Raw genomic sequence first — 20,494 nt, 5'->3', positions numbered from 1 at the left:
CACGGCGTCCTGGGCCCCGTCCGCCCCTTCGGCCACCCGCTCCGGCGCGACGTCCTCGGCCAGCAGCCCCGCCACGGCGTCATCGCCGCGCGGACCGTCTCCGCCACGGGCCGCGCCGCCATCCTCGCCGCGCGGGCCACCGCCACGTGCCGGACCGCCACTGCGGTGCGCCGGGAAGCCATCGCCGCCGCGCGTCCTGTCGCCATCGCGCACACGACCGCCATCGCCGTGCGCCGGACCGTCCCCGCCCGCCGCCGGACCGTCCCGGCCCCGCCCGCCGTCCGGACCGGAGGTCCCCGCGGCGGTCAGGGCCTGTTCGAGCCGCCGGGCCTCCTGGCGCCAGCGGGCGGCGTAGGGGTCGCCGCCGTGGCGGGCGGGGCGCCCGAGGGCCGCGAGGTCGTCGCCGTACTCCCTCGGCGGCTCCTCGCTCAGCAGGGCCACCACCTCGGCCGCCCGGCGCGCGCCGACCTCCTTCGCGCCGTCGATGAGCGCCCGCGCCAGGCGGGGGTGGAGACCGAGGCGGGCCATCCGGGTGCCGCGTTCGGTGGCCCGTCCGGCGGCGTCCACGGCACCGATCGCGGTCAGCGTCCCGCGCGCGGCCGCCATCGCCCCGGCGGGCGGCGGATCCAGCAGGGCCAGCCCGGAGGCGTCCGGATCGCCCCAGCACGCCGTCTGGAGCGCGAAGGCCGTAAGGTCCGCACCGGCGATCTCCGGGGACGGGAAACGCGGCAGCCGGGCGTCCTCCGCCTCCGGCCAGCAGCGGTAGACCACCCCGGGCGCCTCGCGCCCGGCACGGCCCGCGCGCTGTCGGGCGGCGGCCCGTGACGCCCTTACGGTCGTCAGCGCGCTCAGCCCCCGTGCGTGGTCCATCCGGGGTTCACGCGCCAGCCCGCAGTCCACGACGATCCGCACGCCCGGCACGGTCAGGCTCGACTCGGCGACCGAGGTGGCCAGCACCACCCGCCGCAGTCCGCCGTTCGCGCCCGCGAGCACCGCCTCCTGTACGGCGGCCGGCGCCCGCCCGTGCACCTGGAGGACCTCCGCGTCGGCGAGCCCGCCCAGCTTCCCGGCCACCCGGGCGATCTCCCCGACGCCGGGCAGGAAGCAGAGCACATCGCCCTCCTGCTCGCGCAGCGCCCGCCGCACCACGGCCGCGACATGGTCCAGCAGGGCGGGGTCCACCCGCATCCCGTGCGGCGGCCTTACGGGGCGCTCGGGCGGCGCCCACACCACCTCCACCGGATGGGAGACCCCCGGTGCCGAGACGACCGGCGCGGGCTCGCCGGGGCCACCCCCGTCGTCCGCCCGGCCCTCACCGTCGTCCGCCCGGCCGTCGCCGCCCTTCCCGCCGTCGCCGCCGTCCCCGCCGTCGCCCAGCAGCCGTGCCCAGCCCTCCGCGTCCGTGGTCGCCGAGGCGGCGATCAGCCGGAGGTCGGGGCGCAGGGCGGCCCGGACGTCCAGCAGGAAGGCGGCGGCCGTGTCCGCGTCCAGATGGCGCTCATGGCATTCGTCGAGCACGACCACGTCGACGCCGGCCAGCTCCTGATCGCGTTGCAGCCGTTGCAACAGCACTCCGGTCGTGACCACCTCGACCACGGTCCCGGGCCCGGCCTTCCGCTCCCCGCGCACGGTGAAGCCGATCCGGCCGCCCGGCCGCTCGCCCAGCAGCCACGCCATCCGTCGCGCGGCGGCCCGCGCCGCGATCCGCCGTGGCTCGGCCACCAGCACCCGCCGCGCCGGTCCGCCGCCCACCAGCCCGGCCAGCACCAGCGGCACCAGCGTCGTCTTACCAGTCCCGGGAGGCGCGCACAGCACGGCGACCCCGTGGTCGTCGAGCGCGCGCAGCAGCTCGGGCACGGCTTCGCGCACGGGAAGGCGGTCCAGGGCCTCGGCGCGCGCGTCAGCGGGATCGGTCAACGCCCGCCTCAGTCCCGCTCGCACACGAAGATCGCCGTGCCGGGAATGAGGTTCCCCCGCAGGGGGGACCAGCCACCCCACTCCTGGTGGTTCCACGCGGGCCACTCCGGCTCGATCAGGTCGACCAGCCGGAAGCCCCCGGCCACCACGTCCCGCACCCGGTCGCCCAGCGTCCGGTGGTGCTCCACATAGACGGCCCGGCCCGACTCGTCCTGCTCCACATAGGGCGTGCGGTCGAAGTAGGAGGAGGCGATGGACAGCCCCTCGGGCCCGGGCTCGTCCGGGAACGCCCAGCGGACCGGATGCGTCACCGAGAAGACCCACCGTCCGCCCGGCCGCAGCACCCGGCGCACCTCGCGCATCACCCGCACCGGCTCGGCCACGAACGGCACCGCCCCGTACGCGGAGCACGCCAGGTCGAACGAGCCGTCCCGGAAGGGCAGGGCCGTGGCGTCGGCCTGCACCAGCGCCACCCCGGCCGCGCCGCCCCGAGCCCCGGAGGCTCCAGCGGCCTCCGACGCCCCGGAGGCTCCAGCGGCCTCCGACGCCTCGGAGACCGCCGCCTCCGCGTCGATCCGCCGCGCGTGCCGCAGCTGCCGGTGGGAGAGGTCCAGCGCCACCGGCCGCGCCCCCTGGGCCGCCAGCCAGCGGGCGCACTGCGCGGCGCCCGCGCCCACCTCCAGCACATCGCGCCCCTTGAGCGCCCCAACGGGACCCAGCAGCCCGGCCTCCGCCTCGTCCAGCCCCTCGGGGCCCCATATGAACCGGTCGTCGCCCAGGAAGGCGCCGTGCTCCTCCTGGTACTCGTCCGCGTTGCGGTCCCACCACCCCCGGTTGGCCCGGCTGCTCTCCGCCGTGTCGGCGATCCGGCGGGTGGCCGTCGGCTCGGCGGCCGCCTCAGGGGGGCTGGGCTCGTGTTCTTGGACCATCGCGCGTGTCGTCGTACTCTCTGTATCGACCTGTGGCTGCGGGGCACGGTGAGAACCGCGTCGCAGTACGGACCATGCAATTTGCCGGGTTCGGGGCGTTATTCCCCGCGTGTGCTCTTCGTGCATTGACCATGCCCGGCTGCCCCCGTATGCTACAAGTTGCGCTGCGGGCCTGTGCGCCTCGGACGGAGCAGGCCGCGCTCGCATCTGTTGTATGTCCCCTCGGTTGTCGAGGCGCTCGGGCTTTTCGGTCCCTGAAATCGGAAAGATTCGGCGCCTCCAAGGCTGTCCGGCTTCGGCAGTGCGATAAGGGTCCCGGCGTAGCAGTACCTACGACTTCATGTCCGTACCGGAGCCCTTTTCCACATGACGAGCAGCACCGAGGCAACCCGCACCACCCCGCAGGTGGCGGTAAACGACATCGGTTCCGAGGAAGCCTTCCTCGCCGCGATCGACGAGACGATCAAGTACTTCAACGACGGCGACATCGTCGACGGCGTCATCGTGAAGGTCGACCGGGACGAGGTCCTGCTCGACATTGGTTACAAGACCGAAGGCGTCATCCCCTCTCGCGAACTGTCGATCAAGCACGACGTCGACCCCAATGAGGTCGTCGCCGTCGGCGACGAGATCGAGGCCCTCGTCCTCCAGAAGGAGGACAAGGAAGGCCGACTGATCCTCTCGAAGAAGCGCGCCCAGTACGAGCGCGCCTGGGGCACCATCGAGAAGATCAAGGAAGAGGACGGGATCGTCACCGGTACCGTCATCGAGGTCGTCAAGGGTGGTCTCATCCTCGACATCGGCCTCCGCGGCTTCCTTCCCGCCTCCCTGGTGGAGATGCGCCGCGTCCGCGACCTGCAGCCCTACGTGGGCAAGGAGCTCGAGGCGAAGATCATCGAGCTCGACAAGAACCGCAACAACGTGGTCCTGTCCCGCCGCGCCTGGCTGGAGCAGACCCAGAGCGAGGTCCGCCAGACCTTCCTCACCACCCTCCAGAAGGGCCAGGTGCGCTCCGGCGTCGTCTCCTCCATCGTCAACTTCGGTGCGTTCGTGGACCTGGGCGGCGTCGACGGTCTCGTCCACGTCTCGGAGCTGTCCTGGAAGCACATCGACCACCCGTCCGAGGTCGTCGAGGTCGGCCAGGAGGTCACGGTCGAGGTCCTGGACGTCGACATGGACCGCGAGCGCGTCTCCCTGTCGCTCAAGGCGACGCAGGAGGACCCGTGGCAGCAGTTCGCCCGGACCCACCAGATCGGTCAGGTCGTCCCGGGTAAGGTCACCAAGCTCGTGCCGTTCGGTGCGTTCGTCCGCGTGGACGAGGGCATCGAGGGTCTGGTCCACATCTCCGAGCTGGCCGAGCGCCACGTGGAGATCCCGGAGCAGGTCGTCCAGGTCAACGACGAGATCTTCGTCAAGGTCATCGACATCGACCTCGAGCGCCGCCGCATCAGCCTCTCGCTGAAGCAGGCCAACGAGTCCTTCGGTGCCGACCCGTCCGCGGTCGAGTTCGACCCGACCCTGTACGGCATGGCCGCGTCCTACGACGACCAGGGCAACTACATCTACCCCGAGGGCTTCGACCCCGAGGCCAACGACTGGCTCGAGGGCTACGAGAAGCAGCGCGAGGAGTGGGAGCGCCAGTACGCCGAGGCGCAGCAGCGCTTCGAGCAGCACCAGGCGCAGGTCATCAAGTCCCGCGAGGCCGACGAGCAGGCCGCTGCCGAGGCGGGCAGCGCCGCCCCGGCGCCGGGCGGGCAGGCGGCCGGTGGCGGTTCGTACTCCTCGGAGTCGGCCGACAACTCCGGCGCCCTGGCCTCGGACGAGGCGCTGGCCGCGCTTCGCGAGAAGCTGGCCGGCGGCCAGAGCTGACCGGCCGCCGCTAGTCGGCACCGGCTGAGCAGGTAAGGCCCGCTCCCCTTGGGGAGCGGGCCTTACGCATGCCCATGGCGCCGCACACTGACCGAAACGGAGTCCACGGTCACGCCCCGGGCACCGTCGATCCTGATGCCCTCCTTGTCGCCTCGGACCGTGATCCCCCTGACCGTCCAGTACGAGGCGCCGTTCAGCCGCAGCCCATAGCCGCCGCTCGCGGTGAGGACCGCCTTCGAGGAGCCGGTGAGGGTGATCCGCGAGCCGGAGGTGCCGGAGGCGGTGATCTCGAAGCCGCCGTTGTACCTGCCGTCGGCGAGCCGGATCGTATCGCCGGGCCGGGCCCCGGCGAGGGCCTCCCTGAGGCCGTCCGTGTCGTCGACGGAGATCGGGACGGCGCCGGCGGCGTGAGTGTCCCGCCCGGTCATACCCGCTGCCATCAGCCCGCCGGTGGCGATCAGTCCGGTGGCGATGGCGATGAGGAGGGTGCGTAATCGGGTGGGAGTGCGGCCGGGAGAGTGCATAGGAGGCTGCCTTCCTGTGCCGTGGCCAGAGGTGAACACGCTGGGTTCTGGTCAGAAACGCCCGATGACATGATGAACCGCTGACGGCTGGCGAAGATAGGCGTGCCGCATATGCGCGTCAACCCCGCGACGTGCGCCGACGTCGAGATCGGGCCGCTTCCGTCCGCTCCGGCGGGCCGTTGGGAGCGTCGCCCAAGTGGGCCCCTCGGGGACGGGGTTCGGGGCCGCTCGGCCATCGGGGATCCCGCCCGTCGGCCCCGGGGATCCCGCCCGTCGGCCATCGGGGATCCAACCCGGGGAATGCCCCCGCCCCCGTTCGGTGTTCTTCGGTGCGAACACGAGGAGGAGCGGTCACAGTGCATGATCCGCAGGAGTTGTACGCATGGGAACCGAGCGGGCTGGCGGAGGTCGACGCGATAGCCTCGCGGGACTCGGCCGGGCTGGTGCTGCTGTACCACTTCGACGGCTATATCGACGCCGGCGAGACCGGGGACCAGATCGTGGAGCGGCTGCTCGACGGCCTGCCGCGCAAGGTGGTCGCGCGATTCGACCATGACCGGCTGGTCGACTACCGGGCCCGTCGGCCGCTGCTGACCTTCCAGCGCGACCGGTGGACGGCGTACGAGACCCCGAAGATCGAGCTGCATCTGGTGCGCGACGCCACCGCGGCCCCGTTTCTGCTGCTCACCGGTCCGGAGCCGGATGTGGAGTGGGAGCGGTTCGCGGCGGCGGTGGGCCAGATGGTCGAGCGGCTGGGCGTGCGGCTCGCGGTGAACTTCCACGGCATCCCGATGGGCGTGCCGCACACCCGGCCGGTCGGCATCACCCCGCACGGCAATCGCACCGATCTGATGCCCGGTCACCGGGGGTACTTCGACGAGGCCCAAGTGCCCGGCAGCGCCGAATCCCTGATCGAGTACCGGCTCGCCGAGGCGGGCCGCGATGTGCTCGGCGTCGCCGCGCACGTGCCGCACTATCTGGCCCGGTCGGCCTACCCGGACGCGGCGCTCACCGCGCTGGAGGCCATCACGGCGGCCACCGGTCTGGTGCTGCCGGGGCCCACGCACGCCCTGCGCAACGAGGCCCTCAGGACGCAGGAGGAGATCGAGCGGCAGATCTCGGAGGGCGACGAGGAACTGGTCGCGCTCGTACGGGGCCTCGAGCACCAGTACGACGCGGTGGCCGGGGCCGAGAGCCGCGGCAATCTGGTCGCGGAGCCGGCCGAGCTGCCCTCGGCGGATGAACTGGGCGCGGAGTTCGAACGGTTCCTCGCCGAGCGCGAGGGCGACGGCGGAGCCTGACCGATGACCCCACCGGCGCGCCGTATAGCGTGGGCCCCATGCTGAACCTGGGGCTCACGGGCGGAATCGGCGCGGGCAAGAGCGAGGTCTCACGACTCCTGACCTCATTGGGAGCGGTGCTGATCGACTCGGATCGGATCGCTCGCGAGGTGGTCGAGCCGGGCACGCCGGGACTGGCCGCCGTGGTGGCCGAGTTCGGCCCCGAGGTGCTGACCGCCGACGGCAGTCTGGACCGGCCCAGGCTCGGCGGGATCGTCTTCACCGACCCGGAGCGGCTGAGCGCGCTGAACGCGATCGTTCACCCGCTGGTCCGGGACCGCTCCGCCGAACTCCAGGCGGCGGCCGCGCCCGACGCCGTGGTCGTCCATGACGTCCCCCTCCTGGCCGAGAACAAGCTGGCACCGCTCTACGACCTGGTCCTGGTCGTGGATGCCACGCCCGAGACCCAGCTGGACCGGCTGGTGCGGCTGCGCGGTATGGCCGAGGACGAGGCGCGGGCCCGGATGGCGGCACAGGCCACCCGCGCGGAGCGGCTGGCCATCGCCGATGTCGTGATCGACAACAATGGCCCGATCGAGGCGCTTGAGCCGCAGGTCAGAGAGGTCTGGGCGGATCTGGTGCGACGGGCGGCCGCCGCGGCGGGCTGACCCGGGGCGCGGTGCGCGCGGAGCGTTACCGGGCCGAGCCGGGCGCGGCGGGCCGAGCCGGGGCGCGGTGCGGAGCGTGCGGCGGCGAGTGGCGGGGAATGCGGCGTGCGGGGTGATTGTTGTGCACCCCGTAGCGAACGATCACCGTGACGGTTCATCCCATCCCCTCACCCAATCCATCGCCTCACCACCGAGTACGTACCCGGGGAAGGAAACGGCTGTGCCCGAGCCCACGCCCGAGACCCACGTCATCGACTTCCGCGCCGCGGAGCACCTGCTCGCCGCCCGAGATCCACGGGGCGCCGTGAAGCTGCTCGACTCGGTCATCAGCGCCCATCCCGAGAACACGGCGGCCCGGCTGCTCCGGGCGCGCGCGTTCTTCGGCGCGGCCCAGCTGCGCTCGGCGGAGCTGGAGTTCCAGCTCGTCCTGGAGCGCGAGCCGGACAACGCCTTCGCCCACTTCGCCCTGGCCCGCACCCTGGAGCGGGCCAACCGCCCGGCCGAGGCCACCCGCCACTTCCGGCTGGCCGCGGCGCTCGATCCGCGCCCGGACTTCGTGGAGGCGGCCCGGTTCGGTGAGAAGGGCGACCGGGACGGCTAGGCCCTGTACGGCGGATCTTCGCGGGCCCGCGACGCCTGGCACGGCGCCCCCGGCTACCGCCGGGAGGTGCCCCCGGCCGCGTTGTCGGGATCGTCCGAGTACGACCCGGTAAGAGGACGACCCTCCGCCTTGCGATGCTCCCCCAGCTACCGCTGGGAGGTGCCCCCTGCACCAGGCGCCGCGGGCTGATCCACGAAGATCCGTCGGACAGGGCCCAGGCGGGGCGCGGGCTGAGCCGCGGTGCTCGCTGGCGCTCGCCGGGGCCCGCGCGCCGCCGTGCGCGACGGTGCGCGGCGGGCGCCCGTGCCCCCGCGCCCCGTACCCCGGTCAGCGCCAGAGGGCGAATCCGCCGAGGACCACCGCGCCCAGCAGCACCACCCCGCCGAGCCCGAGCGCCACTCCGCGCTGGCGGGCGATGTCGTACGGGTCGGTCTCCGGCCCCCGCCGCGCCTCCCGCCGCCCGTACGGCTCTCCGGTCCCGGAGAGCATCAGCCCGAGCGCACAGAGCGCGATGCCGATCGCCAGCACCCCCATGACGGCCCCCCTGTCCGGGCAGGTACTCAGCAGGTACTGGGCAGTATCCCCCGGAACGCGTTACTCCCCGCCGTCGATATCCCGTCACCGAGCCTGCCGTCGTCCACGGCTCCGTCTGCGCTCGGCGATCGGTGCGTACGGCGGCACATCCCGGCCCGGCTGATAGTGCGGCCCCTGCCGGATGTGCCGGATCACCAGGGCCAGATCGATCAGCGTGACGACGGCGAGCGCCCCGCAGGCCGCCGCCCACCCCGGCCGGCCCGCGACCGCGAAGGCCACCGCGCCGCCGAGCGTCCAGAGCAGCCCCCACGTGGCCAGCCCCAGCCGCATCCGCAGCGGACTGCGCGCGTGGATCGGCTCATCGCCCGTTCGGATCAGCCGCATCGGCATGGCACCGCATCTCCCGTTTTCGGCTACTTCCTCCCGCTTTCCGCCCATTCGAATCTACCGCCGGGGGACGCCCACCGACACCTGAGATCATGTGGTGTGCATCCATACGGGACGGCATGGGACCAGGACGATGAGGAGCTGCCAGTGATCCGCCAGTCATGGGACGAAACGGCCGCCAAGCGGGCCCGCATCCGCGGCTGCCTGCTGGGCGGTGCGATCGGCGACGCCCTCGGCAATCCCATCGAGTTCCTGTCCCTTCGGTCGATCCGCGAGACCCACGGCGCCGCGGGCGTCACCACCCTCGTCCCGGACGGCAGTGGAGTCGTGGGCCGGGTCACCGATGACACCCAGATGACACTCTTCACGGCCGAGGGCCTGATACGGGCCCACGCCAGAACCTCGTCCAAGGGCATCGAAGGGTCCGAGACCGCCGTCGTCCGCCATGCCTATCTGCGCTGGCTGGACACCCAGAACCACCCCGGTCCGCCGCCCGCCGAGGGCACCGGGGACCTGGTCCGCTCCGGCTGGCTGCGCACCCAGCCCTGGCTGTACGCCCGCCGCGCCCCCGGCAACGCCTGCCTCTCCGGCCTCATGTCGAAGCATGTCCCCGCCCCGCGAGCTCCCCTCGACGGCACCCCCGGACCGGTGAACACCGGCTCCAAGGGCTGCGGCACCGTGATGCGCTCGGCGCCGTTCGGCCTCACCGGGCTCGACCCCCGCGACTGCTTCGAACTCGCCGCCCGCTGCGCCCAGATCACCCATGGCCATCCGACGGGCTACTACGCGGCCGGAGCCCTGGCCGCCATGATCGCCTGCCTGCTCGACGGCGAGTCCCTGGAAGGCGCGACCCTGCGTACCCTGGAACTCCTCGCCCGCTACCCCGGCCACGAGGAGACCACCGCCGTCCTCCGTAAGGCGGTCGACCTGGCTGCCGAGGGCGATCCGACGCCCGAGAAGGCCGAGTCGCTCGGCGGCGGCTGGGTCGCCGAGGAGGCGCTGGCCATCGCGGTCTACAGCGCCCTGGCCCGTACCCCCGCCCAGCAGATCCTGTACGGCCCCGGCGGCAAGATCAGCTACGACCCGGCGCCCCCGCGCACCCCCGTCCAGGCGGCCCTGCTGCTCTCCGTCAACCACTCGGGCGACAGCGACTCGACGGGCTCGATCTGCGGCAACATCCTCGGCGCCCACCACGGGGACCTCCGCCTCCCGCCGTCCTGGCTGTCCCTGACCGAGGGCCGCGGCACGATCGCCGAACTCGCCGACGACTTCGCCTCCGAGTTCCACCGTTCGGTGGAGCTGTACGAGCCCTACGACGACGTGGTCTTCCCCCGCGACCGCTACCCGCTCAGCTGACCGCCCCCGCTACCGGTTCAGCTGACCGCCCCAAGGCTCAGCCCGTCCCGGAGCCGTCCTTACGGCCGCGACGGAACCGGCGCCGCAGCTTGTGGAGGAAGAGGAAGCGCTCGCGGTTCTCGCGAGTGCTGCGGTCGAGCTCTTCCATGAGCCGCTTGGAGCGCTGCTCCATGTCGAGTTCGTCGAGGACGCGGTCGATCTCCGCCAGCAGGGCACCGTGCAGCTGCCATTGACGGGGGTGCTCCTGCACGCGGCGCAGCAGGAGGTCGGCGCCGCGGTCACGGCTCGCGTGGGCCTTGACGAGTTCGCTCGAGAGGCGGGATTCGGCCTCCTCGGCGTTGGCGCTGACCTGGGTGGTGACCAGGACGGCGAAGCTCTCCACGGCGGCGGCGAGATGGGCGAAGAGGTCCTTCAGGGCATCAGCCACGTCCGGGGGGAAGAGGGGTTCGTCCGTCCGCGCCCTGGCGAGGTCGGTCAGGGTGCGGGACATGACGCGCAGGATGACGGTGCAGATCTCCAGCGTGTCCAGGCCGGTGCGGAGCACCACGCGGTAGAGGAGGCCCTCCTTGACGCGGGGGTTGAGCCGCACACTGTCCTCCGCCTGCCGGAGGGCGGCGTCGACCTGGGAGATGTCGTGGTCCAGACGACGGGCCTCGTAGAGCCGGGCGGCGGCGCGGTCGACCGCGATCTGACTGCCCAGCTCCTCGCCGATGTGCAGCAGCAGCTGACGCATCCGGCGGGCCAGGTCCTCGATGGACTTGCCGGCCGTCTCGACCCACACCGGGGGCGCGAGGAAGAAGTTGAAGCCCATCCCGACCCCGGCCCCGATGAGGGTCTCCAGCACCCGGTCCCAGGCGTAGGTGGTCACCTGCGCCACGCCCAGGACCAGCATGGCGCTGATCGCCACCTCCTGGACCCAGTCGCCCACGCGGGTGAGATAGCCGGCGGTCTGGGCGGCGAGGATGATCAGGCACAGACTCCACCAGGTCAGCCCCACCAGCACGCTGAAGGCGACGGCGATCAGAACGCCCACCACCACGGCCTCGACCCTGCGGAGGCTTCTGGTGAGGGTCGCGTAGAGGGTGACCTGGACGACGAGGAGGGCGGTCAGCGGGGCGGTGAGCGGGGCGGGTTCCTTGCTGAGCTCGAGGGCGACGACGTAGGCGATGGTCGCGGCCGCCGTGGAGCGCACGGTCTGAACGACGACCGGGTCATGGCGTCGTTTGACGAGCTCCGCCAGTGGGTCGAGGACATCGGGCACGTACATGCCCCTTCCACGCCGAGGGGGCCGCCATGTCATCGGGTTTCGCGGACGGGTTAACGTGTCGGGCGTGATCAGCCCATTCAACGGAACGCAGGGGACGGGGGACGGCGCGGCGCTTCCCGGAAGCACCGGCCCGGCCGCCACCGTCGAGGCTCATCCGCGCCAGGTCGGGCGGGTACGGACGAGTTACGCACCCGATCCGGACGGGGACCCGGATCCCGGCGAGATCGTCTGGACATGGGTGCCGTACGAGGAGAACGACGGCCGTGGCAAGGACCGGCCGGTGCTGGTGGTCGCGCGGGAGCGGGCCGGGACGCTGCTCGCCGTGCAGCTGTCGAGCAAGCGGCACGACGGCGACCGTGAGTGGGTGCCGATCGGCTGCGGGCCGTGGGACCGGGCCGGGCGGGAGTCATGGGTCGATCTGGACCGGGTGCTGCGGGTGCACCCGGACGGGATGCGGCGCGAGGCGTGCGCACTCGACCGGCCGCGCTTCGACCTGGTCGTGATGCGGCTGCGGCAGCGGTACGGCTGGAGCTGAGCGCGGCTCCGCGTGCCTTCGGCTGATTCCGCGTATCTCCGGCTGATCTTGAGGAAACGTCTCAGCCGTCGGCGAGCGCCAGCAGCTTGGTGACCGTGTTCCAGTTGCGGGCGGTGGCCGGCACGCCGAGCCGGGCGTTGGTGACCTTCGCCGCCAGTTTGGAGCGGCCGACCCCGTCCGGGCAGTGCAGGAAGATCTCGCGGCCGATGAGCCGGAACGCCTCCGGGGCATGGGCGGCGGGATCCAGCGCGTCCAGCGCGGCCGTGTCCGCGGGCGCGTCCGCCAGGAAGACCACGTGCAGGGTCTTGGGCTCGGCGACGGCCTCCGGATAGGGGTTGGCCCCGATCGCCGCGGCCAGCTCGTCGCGCGTACGGACCACGACGTCCACGGGAAAGCCGAGACCGGCGGCGAAGTGGTCCTCGAGCGTGCGGGCCGTCCGCTCGGGCGGGGTGCCGGGGTCGGCGAAGACGATATTGCCGGTCTGGAGGTGGACGGTGACGTCCTCGAAGCCCAGCTCGGCCATCAGCTCACGCTGCCGGGCCATGGGGAACTTCCTGTTCCCGCCCACATTGATGCCGCGGAGCAGCGCTATCTGAGATGCCATGGCCGGAGGGTACCTCTCCCGGAGTCCCCGGGCCCTGGAGCCCGGAGCCCCGGGCCCACGGGCGCACGGGCGCACGGCATGATGGGGGCGTGCGGCTCGAAGCGATCACCTGGGAACGGCTGACCGACGCGACCGCCGACCGCATCGCCGGACTGACGGCGGCGGACGGCAGCCCCTGGCTGAGAGTGGCCGTCGACGGGGCTCCGGCGGCGCCCACCGGCGAGCTGGCGCGGGATCTGGCGGAGGCGCTGCGCATCCTCGGCCGACCGGCGCTGGTGATCGCGGCGGCCGGGTTCTGGCGACCCGCCTCGCTGCGCTACGAGTACGGGAAACGGGACCCCGACGCGTACTACGACCGCTGGCTGGACACCGGCGCCCTGTGGCGCGAGGTCTTCGATCCGCTGGAACCGGAGCCGGGCGGCACCGGGCGGGTGCTGCCCGACCTGTGGGATCCGGAGACCGACCGGGCCACGCGCAGCCCGTACGCCGAACTTCCGCCGGGCGGGGTGCTGTTGCTGCACGGCGCGCTGCTGCTGGGGCACTGGTTCCCGTTCGACCTCTCGGTGCATCTGCGGCTGTCCCCGGCCGCCCTCGCCCGTCGCACCGATGAGGGCGACCGCTGGACCCTGCCCGCCTTCGCGCGCTACGAGGACGAGGTGGGGCCCGGTGAGGCGGCGGATGTGGTGGTGCGGATGGACGACCCCCGGCATCCGGCCTGGCACCGCCCGGAGCCGTAGCCGGGTACGTTTCGAGACGGTGCGCAGGGGGTCATGTCCGGGCTGGTGCGCGGGGTCACTTCTTGGTCGGCGGGCATTCCTTCCAGGCGAAGTGATAGGTGGTGCTCACATCGCCGTCCGTCGAGTCCATGGCGATGAAGCTCGTCGTATCCGTGGTGTTGGACGATCCGGCGTTGACCCGCAACTCGGTGTTGATGTTGAAGTTGCGGAGTTCACCGCAGGGCGACCACACCACGGTGGCGATATCGGATACGTCGGTGGCCTGCCAGTTGTCGTCGTAGGCGCCGTTGTAGCTATGCGTGTTCGATGATGTCTGCGACTGCCCCTGGAAGTAGTACGAGGCTTTCTGGGTGGCGGACGCGCCCTTTTCCAGATGGGCGAAACCACGGTAGTCGACACTGGCGATGGCGTAGGAGAAGCCCTGTGGCACATGCGTGACCAGACTCAGCTGACAGTTCTTTCTGAAGTCCGTCGGCTTGGATCCCTTGCCCACCTGTGCGAGATACTCGCTGTAGGTCACGGTGAAGGCCGTGTTGTCCGGGGAGACGGCGATCGCCGCGGTGCCCGCCGGACAGCCCGACCCATTGACGGTCGCGACCGTGATCACGATCTTGTCGGGCGGCACGGTGTCGAACGGGGGTTGTGCATATGCCTGGGAAGTGAGCGTCGAGGCGAATAACGCCGCGACCACGCCGCCTGCGTACAGAACACCGGGCATGATTCTCCATTCGATGGTGGTTTTACCGGGCTACCGAACGGCGGAAGGGCATTCCTTCCAGGCGAGGTGGTAAACCGTGTTGACCCCGCCGTCCGTCGAGTCCATGGCCATGAAGCTGGTGGTGCCCGCAGGAGAGGTGCCGGCGTTGACCCGCAGCTCGGTGTTGACGTTGAAGTTGCGGTCCTGGCCGCAGGGGGCCCACACCAGGGCGCTGTAGTCGGTGCTGTCGGTGGTCTGCCAGTTGTCGTTGTACGGACCGCTGAAGTCATGGGTCCGCGACGCCGTGTCCGACGAGCCCTGGAAGTAGTAGCTCGCCTTCTCGGTGCCCTTGGCGCCCTTTTCGAGGTAGCCATAGCCCCGGTAGTCGACCTGCGCGATGGCGTAGGTGAACCCCTGCGGCACATGCACGCCCAGGCTGAGCTGGCAGTTCTTACGGATGTCGGTCGGGTCCGAGCCGGGGCCGACCTGGGCGAGATAGTCGCTGTAGGTCACGGTGAACGCCGAGTTGTCGGCGGCGACGGCCACGGCGGTGGTGCCCTTGGGGCAGCCCGAGCCGTTCACTGTCTTGACGCTTATCTGGATCTTTTCCGGCGGCCCATCAGGGGCCGAGGAAACACCCTGGGTGGAAAGGGCCGAGGCGAATAGCGCCGCGGCCGCGCCGCCCGCGAGCAGAACACCGGACATGGCTCTCCAATTCGATCACTTGTGGGGACGTAGTTGAGCGATGAATTTCCGATGAGCGGGAAGAGCGAGGAAGAGCGAGGGAGGGCAAGGAAGAGCGGGGGGTGCGGGACGTGCGGGAAGTACCGGCGGAGCGGGTGGCACGCACGATCGGTGGAGCGGGAAGAGCTGAAGAGCGTTATCGCGCGGTACGGTTCGTACGGCCGAACGCAATGAGAGCCCCATGCCCGGCTGGTGACGGAAAGCCAGGGCGATGGGCGCTCTTAAGATAAGGGTGATAGGCAAGCACCACAAGACGGCCGCGGAATTCCGGAACAAGATATTTCCGTCCGGCCGGGAAGAACGATTCAGAAGAGCGGTTGCGGAAGAACGCCTTCCAGGGCCAGCAGGATGCGCTTGGTCTCCAGCCCACCGCCGAAGCCGCCGATGCCCCCACTGCTCTCCACCACTCGGTGGCACGGCACCACGACCGGCAGTGGATTGCTCCCCATGGCCACGCCGACGGCGCGGGCCGCGCCCGGCTCACCCACCCGGTCGGCGAGGTTCTGATAGCCGACGACCGTGCCATAGGGCACATGCGCGGCCAGTTCGCGCAGCACCCGGCGGTTGAAGCCGGTGATCAGGGACCAGTCCAGGGAAAGGGTGAACGCCTTGGTCTCCCCGGCGAAATAGCTCTCCATCTGCCGTATCGCCTCGGCGAGATGCCCGGCGCAGCGAGGCGCGGACGGGGCGGCCGCGGTGCCGGGGGCCTCGGGCGGCACGGGGGTGGGCTCGGCGCCGAGGCGGCGCGTCAGCCTGGCGACGGCCTCGGCCGCCGTTTTCTCCTCCGCGTGGAAGACCACCTGGGCCAGCCCCTCGTCGGTGGCCGCGAGCAGCAGCGGGCCGATGGGCGTGGCCAGGACCGCCCAGGCCCAGGCGCGCGCGTCCGGTGCCTCCGGGCGCTCCGGCCGCTCTCGCGGGTCCGGCTGTGTCTGCCGCTCTGCGATCGTCACGCCTTCAGCGTAGAACCCGCCACCGACAGCGCACCCGACAGCGCCACCGGCGGCGCCCCGCCGGTCGGCCGACGGGGCGCCTCGTCAGAGCCGGTCGCGGATCACGAGGCGTCGTCGAGGGCGTCCCGGATCACATCGGGCTTGTTGGTGATGATGCCGTTCACGCCCATGCCCGCGACCGAGACCGCCGTCGGGCCGTCGTTGACGGTCCAGGTGTAGACCTCCAGCGGCTTGCCGTGCGCCCCGTCCACCGATCGCACCGCGGACACATAGCCGGCGTCGATGGTCGTGTAGCTGGGGTTGATCTGGTCGGAGAACTCGGCGTACTCCGGCAGGTCGGCGACGGCCGGGGTGCCCAGGAAACCGGTCTTGACGTCAGGCCGCAGCCGGTGGACCGTCCGCACGGAGTCGGCGCTGAAGCTCTGGACGATCAGCCGGCGCTTGTGCCGGTGGTCCAGCCAGCCCTCTCTTCTCAGCTCCCGCAGCGTCTGGCGCTCGATCCCCGGATAGAGCTCGGGAGCCTTGAGCTCCAGCAGGAGCTTCTGGTGGTTGTCCGAAACCCGATCCATGTACTCCTCCAGGGTGGGCACCGCCTCGCCCTGGAAGTCGGGGCCGAACCAGCTTCCGGCGTCCAGCTTCTCGATTTCGTCGAGGGTGAAGTCGGAGATCTTCCAGGGCGCGCGGTCCGGGAAGACCTGCTCGACATCGGTGGTCCGGCTCAGCGTGGTGTCGTGCATGACGATCAGCTCGCCGTCCCTGGTGCGCTGGACGTCGTTCTCCACCCAGTCGATGCCCAGGTCGTCGGCGGCGTCGACGGCGGCCAGGGTGTTCTCGGGGGCGTACGCGGAGGCACCGCGATGGGCCACGGTGACCGTGTGGTGGTGCGTCGTCGGGCCGGTGGCCTGGGCCGTGGCCGTGGGGAGGAAGAGCGCTGACATCCCGATGAGCGCGCCGGTTAACGCGGCGGCCGGGCGGATCTGCATACGGACTCCTCGCGTCGTCTGACTCTCGTCCGACTCATGGACGGGCAGAGGGTCCCAGATGCACGGCAGTGGAGGATAGGTATCGGATGGACTGAAAATTCGTGCCACGGGCGACATCATGCGCGTGATCATCCGAATCCGGCCGAAGGCCGGGGACGGGAGTGGCGCGGACGAGCGCTCCGCCGTTGTCAGTGGCGAGTCGTACGGTTGGTCTCATGCGGCCCGTAACTCAGCTCGAACGCAAGGTGGCGCCCTTCGAGGTCGTCAGCCCCTATCAGCCCAGCGGTGACCAGCCCACCGCCATCGCCGACCTCGACCGGCGCGTCCGCGCGGGGGAGAGGGACGTCGTCCTGCTCGGCGCGACCGGCACCGGCAAGTCCGCGACCACCGCCTGGATGATCGAGAAACTTCAGCGGCCCACGCTGGTCATGGCTCCGAACAAGACGCTGGCCGCCCAGCTGGCCAATGAGTTCCGCGAGCTGCTGCCGAACAACGCGGTCGAGTACTTCGTCTCGTACTACGACTACTACCAGCCCGAGGCGTACGTCCCGCAGTCGGACACCTACATCGAGAAGGACTCCTCGATCAACGAGGAGGTGGAGCGGCTGCGCCACTCGGCGACGAACTCGCTGCTCACCCGGCGTGACGTGGTCGTGGTGGCCTCTGTCTCCTGCATCTACGGCCTCGGTACGCCGCAGGAGTACGTGGACCGCATGGTGCCGCTCAAGGTCGGTGAGGAGATCGACCGCGATCAGCTGCTGCGTCGCTTTGTCGATATCCAGTACAGCCGCAATGACATGGCGTTCACCCGGGGCACCTTCCGGGTCCGCGGCGACACCATCGAGATCTTCCCGGTCTACGAGGAGCTCGCGGTCCGCATCGAGATGTTCGGCGACGAGATCGAGGCGCTCTCCACGCTCCACCCGCTCACCGGCGAAGTGATCAGCGACGACCAGGAGCTGTATGTGTTCCCGGCCACCCACTACGTGGCGGGGCCCGAGCGCATGGAGAAGGCCATCGCCGGGATCGAGGCCGAGCTGGAGCAGACCCTGGCCCGGATGGAGAAGCAGGGCAAGCTGCTGGAGGCCCAGCGGCTGCGGATGCGCACCACCTACGACATCGAGATGATGCGGCAGATCGGCACCTGCTCCGGCATCGAGAACTACTCGCTGCACATCGACGGCCGCGAGACCGGATCCCCGCCGCACACCCTGCTGGACTACTTCCCGGAGGACTTCCTCCTGGTCATCGACGAGTCGCATGTCACGGTGCCGCAGATCGGCGCGATGTACGAGGGCGACGCCTCCCGGAAGCGGACCTTGATCGAGCACGGCTTCCGGCTGCCCTCCGCGCTGGACAACCGCCCGCTGAAGTGGGAGGAGTTCCTGGAGCGCGTCGGCCAGACGGTCTATCTCTCCGCCACCCCGGGGACATACGAGATGTCCCGCGGCGACGGCTTCGTGGAGCAGATCATCCGCCCGACCGGCCTGGTCGACCCGGAGGTCGTCGTGAAGCCGACCGAGGGCCAGATCGACGATCTCATCCATGAGATCCGCACCCGCACCGATAAGGACGAGCGGGTCCTGGTCACCACCCTCACCAAGAAGATGGCCGAGGACCTCACCGACTACATGCTCGAATTGGGCATCCAGGTGCGCTATCTGCACAGCGATGTGGACACCCTGCGCCGGGTCGAGCTGCTGCGCGAGCTGCGCGCCGGTGAGTTCGACGTGCTGGTGGGCATCAACCTGCTGCGGGAGGGCCTGGACCTGCCGGAGGTCTCGCTGGTCGCCATCCTCGACGCCGACAAGGAGGGCTTCCTGCGCTCGGGCACCTCGCTGATCCAGACCATCGGCCGCGCCGCCCGTAACGTCTCGGGCCAGGTGCATATGTACGCCGACAAGGTCACCCCGGCGATGGCGAAGGCCATCGACGAGACCAACCGCCGCCGCGAGAAGCAGAGCGCGTACAACAAGGCCAACAAGATCGATCCGCAGCCGCTGCGGAAGAAGATCAACGACATCGTGGCCCAGATCGCCCGCGAGGACGTCGACACGGAGGAGCTGCTCGGCACCGGCTACCGCAAGGCGAAGGACGGCAAGGGCGCCAAGGCGGCCGTGCCGGCGGCCGGCGGCACGGCGGCCAAGGGCGGCAAGGCCAAGGCCGCCAAGGGCAAGGCCAAGGAGGCGGTGCTGACCGACCGGCCCGCGGCCGAGCTCGCCGAGCAGATCGAGGAGATGACCGACCGCATGCGGGCCGCGGCGGCGGAGCTCCAGTTCGAGGTGGCGGCCCGACTGCGCGACGAGGTGTCGGAGTTGAAGAAGGAGCTGCGGCAGATGCGGGAGGCCGGAGTTTCCTGATCACCGGGCGCCCCGGGTCCTCACCGGGGCGCCCGTGGGTTCCCTGTGTTGCAAGACCGACACAAAAGTCCGCTCGTCCGGCCGGAGCCCTGGCGGCAGTGCATAGGGTTTTCGGAAGGGCCGTGCGTACGGCGCGGTCACGGCCGCACCCGCGGCGGCCACGGGGAATCGAGAGACGAGAGTAGGGACAGCGCGTGACGGTCAACATGTCCAAGGGACAGGCCATCAGCCTACAGAAGGCCGACGGGGGCACCCTGACCGCAGTGCGGATGGGGCTGGGCTGGCAGGCGGCGCCCCGCCGCGGGCTGTTCGGCTCCCGTACGCGGGAGATCGACCTCGATGCGTCGGCCGTGCTCTTCGCCGACAAGCAGCCCACCGATGTCGTCTTCTTCCGCCACCTGGTCAGCGACGACGGCTCGGTCCGCCACACCGGTGACAACCTCGTGGGCGGCGCCGGCCAGGGCGGCGACGACGAGGCGATCCTGGTCGACCTCCAGCGGGTGCCCGTCCACATCGACCAGATCGTCTTCACGGTGAACTCCTTCACCGGCCAGACCTTCGCCGAGGTGCAGAACGCGTTCTGCCGGCTGGTGGACGAGACCAACGGCCAGGAGCTCGCCCGCTACACCCTGACCGGCGGCGGGCAGTACACCGCCCAGATCATGGCCACGGTCCAGCGCGCGGGCAGCGCCTGGCAGATGAAGGCGGTCGGCGAGCCGGCCAACGGCCGCACCTTCCAGGACCTGATGCCGCACATCCTGCCGCATCTGTAAAGGCGTACGGCACTTGTAAAGGCGTATCGCCCAGATGAGCGCGTCGGCCCGGTTGAGCAGAGCTCGCCGGGCCGACGCGCTCACCGCACCACCGCACCACCACTCACACGTACGGCACACAGCGGAACACAACGAGGGGACGCAGCCATGACGGCCGAGCTGGTCCGAGGGCAGAACCACCCGCTGCCCCAGACCCGTTTGGAGATCCGGATCTCTGCGGGCAATCCGATCGTGGCCGGGGCGACACTCGGCGATGAGCGGGGCACGGTGCACGGCGCCGAATGGGTCGCGCATCCCGCCTCGCCCCAGCTGGCCGGGATAGAGGTGCCCAAACAGGCGGCGGCCGCCCACCGGCTGGCCGTGGACCTCGGCGCGATGCCCGAACACATCCACCGGGTCACCGTGCTGCTCGCGCTGCCGACCGGCGTCGGCGGCCCGGCCCGGTTCGGCGCCATGGCCGCGCCGTTCGTCGCCGTCACCGGCCTCGACGGCACCGAGATCGCCAGCTACACCATCACCGACCTGGACTCGGAGTCCGCGGTGGCCGCCCTGGAGCTCTACCGCAGGCAGGGCGCCTGGAAGGTGCGCGCCATCGGCCAGGGGTACGCGGGCGGGCTGGCCGCCATGCTGCGCGACCAGGGGCTGGAGCGGGGCGCCGACCTCGCGGCGCGGATCAACGACCTGGTGGCCCGCGGCATCGCCCGCTGGAAGGCCCAGCCCCCGCCCGGCCCGGAGGGCGGCGGCCGGGTGCGCACGGCCGCCGCGGGCGGCACCGACCC

21 protein-coding genes are annotated in these 20,494 nt (G+C 71.1%); 10 read left to right on the top strand and 11 right to left on the bottom strand.

The window, feature by feature from the left end:
- A partial coding sequence (locus ABD329_RS45095; protein ID WP_344317994.1) for a helicase-related protein occupies positions 1-1,917 on the bottom strand: 1,917 nt, incomplete at its 3' end.
- A gap of 8 nt (positions 1,918-1,925) precedes the next feature.
- On the bottom strand, positions 1,926-2,846 hold the full coding sequence (locus ABD329_RS45090) for a class I SAM-dependent methyltransferase (protein ID WP_198279990.1): 921 nt from the start codon (positions 2,844-2,846) through the stop codon (positions 1,926-1,928).
- A gap of 366 nt (positions 2,847-3,212) precedes the next feature.
- Here ABD329_RS45090 and rpsA point away from each other — a divergent pair, with 366 nt between their 5' ends.
- Positions 3,213-4,715 carry a 30S ribosomal protein S1 gene (rpsA, locus tag ABD329_RS45085; RefSeq protein WP_093702973.1) on the top strand — a complete coding sequence of 501 codons (1,503 nt, stop codon included), beginning with the start codon at positions 3,213-3,215 and terminating at the stop codon, positions 4,713-4,715.
- A gap of 62 nt (positions 4,716-4,777) precedes the next feature.
- On the opposite strand, the gene ABD329_RS45080 is transcribed toward rpsA, so the two are convergent.
- On the bottom strand, positions 4,778-5,239 hold the full coding sequence (locus tag ABD329_RS45080; protein WP_198279989.1) for a right-handed parallel beta-helix repeat-containing protein: 462 nt from the start codon (positions 5,237-5,239) through the stop codon (positions 4,778-4,780).
- A 356-nt stretch (positions 5,240-5,595) separates the two neighbouring features.
- Between ABD329_RS45080 and ABD329_RS45075 the strand changes: the two genes are divergently transcribed.
- From ABD329_RS45075 to ABD329_RS45065, 3 genes are all read left to right on the top strand, one after another.
- Positions 5,596-6,540 (top strand): PAC2 family protein, encoded by a 945-nt coding sequence (locus ABD329_RS45075; protein ID WP_191067809.1) that lies wholly within the window; start codon positions 5,596-5,598, stop codon positions 6,538-6,540.
- 38 nt (positions 6,541-6,578) lie between these two features.
- Positions 6,579-7,187 carry a dephospho-CoA kinase gene (gene coaE / locus ABD329_RS45070; protein ID WP_198279988.1) on the top strand — a complete coding sequence of 203 codons (609 nt, stop codon included), beginning with the start codon at positions 6,579-6,581 and terminating at the stop codon, positions 7,185-7,187.
- 220 nt (positions 7,188-7,407) lie between these two features.
- A complete protein-coding gene (locus ABD329_RS45065) occupies positions 7,408-7,788 on the top strand; it encodes a tetratricopeptide repeat protein (RefSeq protein ID WP_198279987.1) in 381 nt (126 codons plus the stop codon).
- A gap of 327 nt (positions 7,789-8,115) precedes the next feature.
- Here ABD329_RS45065 and ABD329_RS45060 read toward each other — a convergent pair whose 3' ends face one another.
- Positions 8,116-8,322, bottom strand: coding sequence for a hypothetical protein (locus ABD329_RS45060; RefSeq protein ID WP_198279986.1), 207 nt, complete (start codon positions 8,320-8,322; stop codon positions 8,116-8,118).
- Between the two features lie 84 nt (positions 8,323-8,406).
- Positions 8,407-8,712 (bottom strand): DUF6343 family protein, encoded by a 306-nt coding sequence (locus tag ABD329_RS45055; RefSeq protein ID WP_198279985.1) that lies wholly within the window; start codon positions 8,710-8,712, stop codon positions 8,407-8,409.
- A gap of 144 nt (positions 8,713-8,856) precedes the next feature.
- Between ABD329_RS45055 and ABD329_RS45050 the strand changes: the two genes are divergently transcribed.
- Positions 8,857-10,065, top strand: a complete 1,209-nt coding sequence (locus tag ABD329_RS45050; protein ID WP_344317993.1) for an ADP-ribosylglycohydrolase family protein — start codon at positions 8,857-8,859, stop codon at positions 10,063-10,065.
- Between the two features lie 37 nt (positions 10,066-10,102).
- Here ABD329_RS45050 and ABD329_RS45045 read toward each other — a convergent pair whose 3' ends face one another.
- Positions 10,103-11,332, bottom strand: coding sequence for an FUSC family protein (locus ABD329_RS45045; RefSeq protein WP_214665561.1), 1,230 nt, complete (start codon positions 11,330-11,332; stop codon positions 10,103-10,105).
- A 64-nt stretch (positions 11,333-11,396) separates the two neighbouring features.
- Here ABD329_RS45045 and ABD329_RS45040 point away from each other — a divergent pair, with 64 nt between their 5' ends.
- The gene (locus tag ABD329_RS45040) at positions 11,397-11,867 is read left to right on the top strand and encodes a type II toxin-antitoxin system PemK/MazF family toxin (RefSeq protein ID WP_309142905.1); all 471 of its coding nucleotides are present in this window, start codon (positions 11,397-11,399) and stop codon (positions 11,865-11,867) included.
- Between the two features lie 61 nt (positions 11,868-11,928).
- On the opposite strand, the gene ABD329_RS45035 is transcribed toward ABD329_RS45040, so the two are convergent.
- A complete protein-coding gene (locus ABD329_RS45035) occupies positions 11,929-12,471 on the bottom strand; it encodes a DUF1697 domain-containing protein (protein WP_198280969.1) in 543 nt (180 codons plus the stop codon).
- 89 nt (positions 12,472-12,560) lie between these two features.
- Here ABD329_RS45035 and ABD329_RS45030 point away from each other — a divergent pair, with 89 nt between their 5' ends.
- Positions 12,561-13,208 (top strand): nucleoside/nucleotide kinase family protein, encoded by a 648-nt coding sequence (locus ABD329_RS45030; RefSeq protein WP_198280970.1) that lies wholly within the window; start codon positions 12,561-12,563, stop codon positions 13,206-13,208.
- A 55-nt stretch (positions 13,209-13,263) separates the two neighbouring features.
- Here the strand turns inward: ABD329_RS45030 and ABD329_RS45025 are convergent, their stop codons facing one another.
- The 4 genes from ABD329_RS45025 to ABD329_RS45010 form a co-directional block, all read right to left on the bottom strand.
- Positions 13,264-13,926, bottom strand: coding sequence for a DUF4360 domain-containing protein (locus ABD329_RS45025; protein ID WP_191067803.1), 663 nt, complete (start codon positions 13,924-13,926; stop codon positions 13,264-13,266).
- A 30-nt stretch (positions 13,927-13,956) separates the two neighbouring features.
- Entirely contained in the window at positions 13,957-14,610 is a 654-nt protein-coding gene (locus tag ABD329_RS45020) for a DUF4360 domain-containing protein (protein ID WP_198280971.1), read from the bottom strand.
- 344 nt (positions 14,611-14,954) lie between these two features.
- Complete coding sequence (locus ABD329_RS45015) at positions 14,955-15,599, bottom strand: methylated-DNA--[protein]-cysteine S-methyltransferase (protein ID WP_425574461.1); 645 nt, start codon at positions 15,597-15,599, stop codon at positions 14,955-14,957.
- A gap of 101 nt (positions 15,600-15,700) precedes the next feature.
- On the bottom strand, positions 15,701-16,582 hold the full coding sequence (locus tag ABD329_RS45010; RefSeq protein ID WP_198281274.1) for a glycerophosphodiester phosphodiesterase: 882 nt from the start codon (positions 16,580-16,582) through the stop codon (positions 15,701-15,703).
- Positions 16,583-16,797: 215 nt separating this feature from the next.
- Here ABD329_RS45010 and uvrB point away from each other — a divergent pair, with 215 nt between their 5' ends.
- From uvrB to ABD329_RS44995, 3 genes are all read left to right on the top strand, one after another.
- Positions 16,798-18,942, top strand: coding sequence for an excinuclease ABC subunit UvrB (gene uvrB, locus ABD329_RS45005; RefSeq protein WP_198281273.1), 2,145 nt, complete (start codon positions 16,798-16,800; stop codon positions 18,940-18,942).
- Positions 18,943-19,136: 194 nt separating this feature from the next.
- Positions 19,137-19,715 (top strand): TerD family protein, encoded by a 579-nt coding sequence (locus ABD329_RS45000; RefSeq protein ID WP_037949693.1) that lies wholly within the window; start codon positions 19,137-19,139, stop codon positions 19,713-19,715.
- A gap of 147 nt (positions 19,716-19,862) precedes the next feature.
- The coding region (locus tag ABD329_RS44995; protein WP_344317991.1) for a TerD family protein at positions 19,863-20,494 on the top strand (632 nt) is incomplete at its 3' end.

The sequence above is a fragment of the Streptomyces javensis genome (assembly GCF_039525925.1).
GTDB classification, from domain to species: Bacteria; Actinomycetota; Actinomycetes; order Streptomycetales; family Streptomycetaceae; genus Streptomyces; species Streptomyces asiaticus.
The sequence above is the reverse complement of the archived record's forward strand: the minus strand, read 5'-3'. Positions and strand labels throughout refer to the sequence as shown.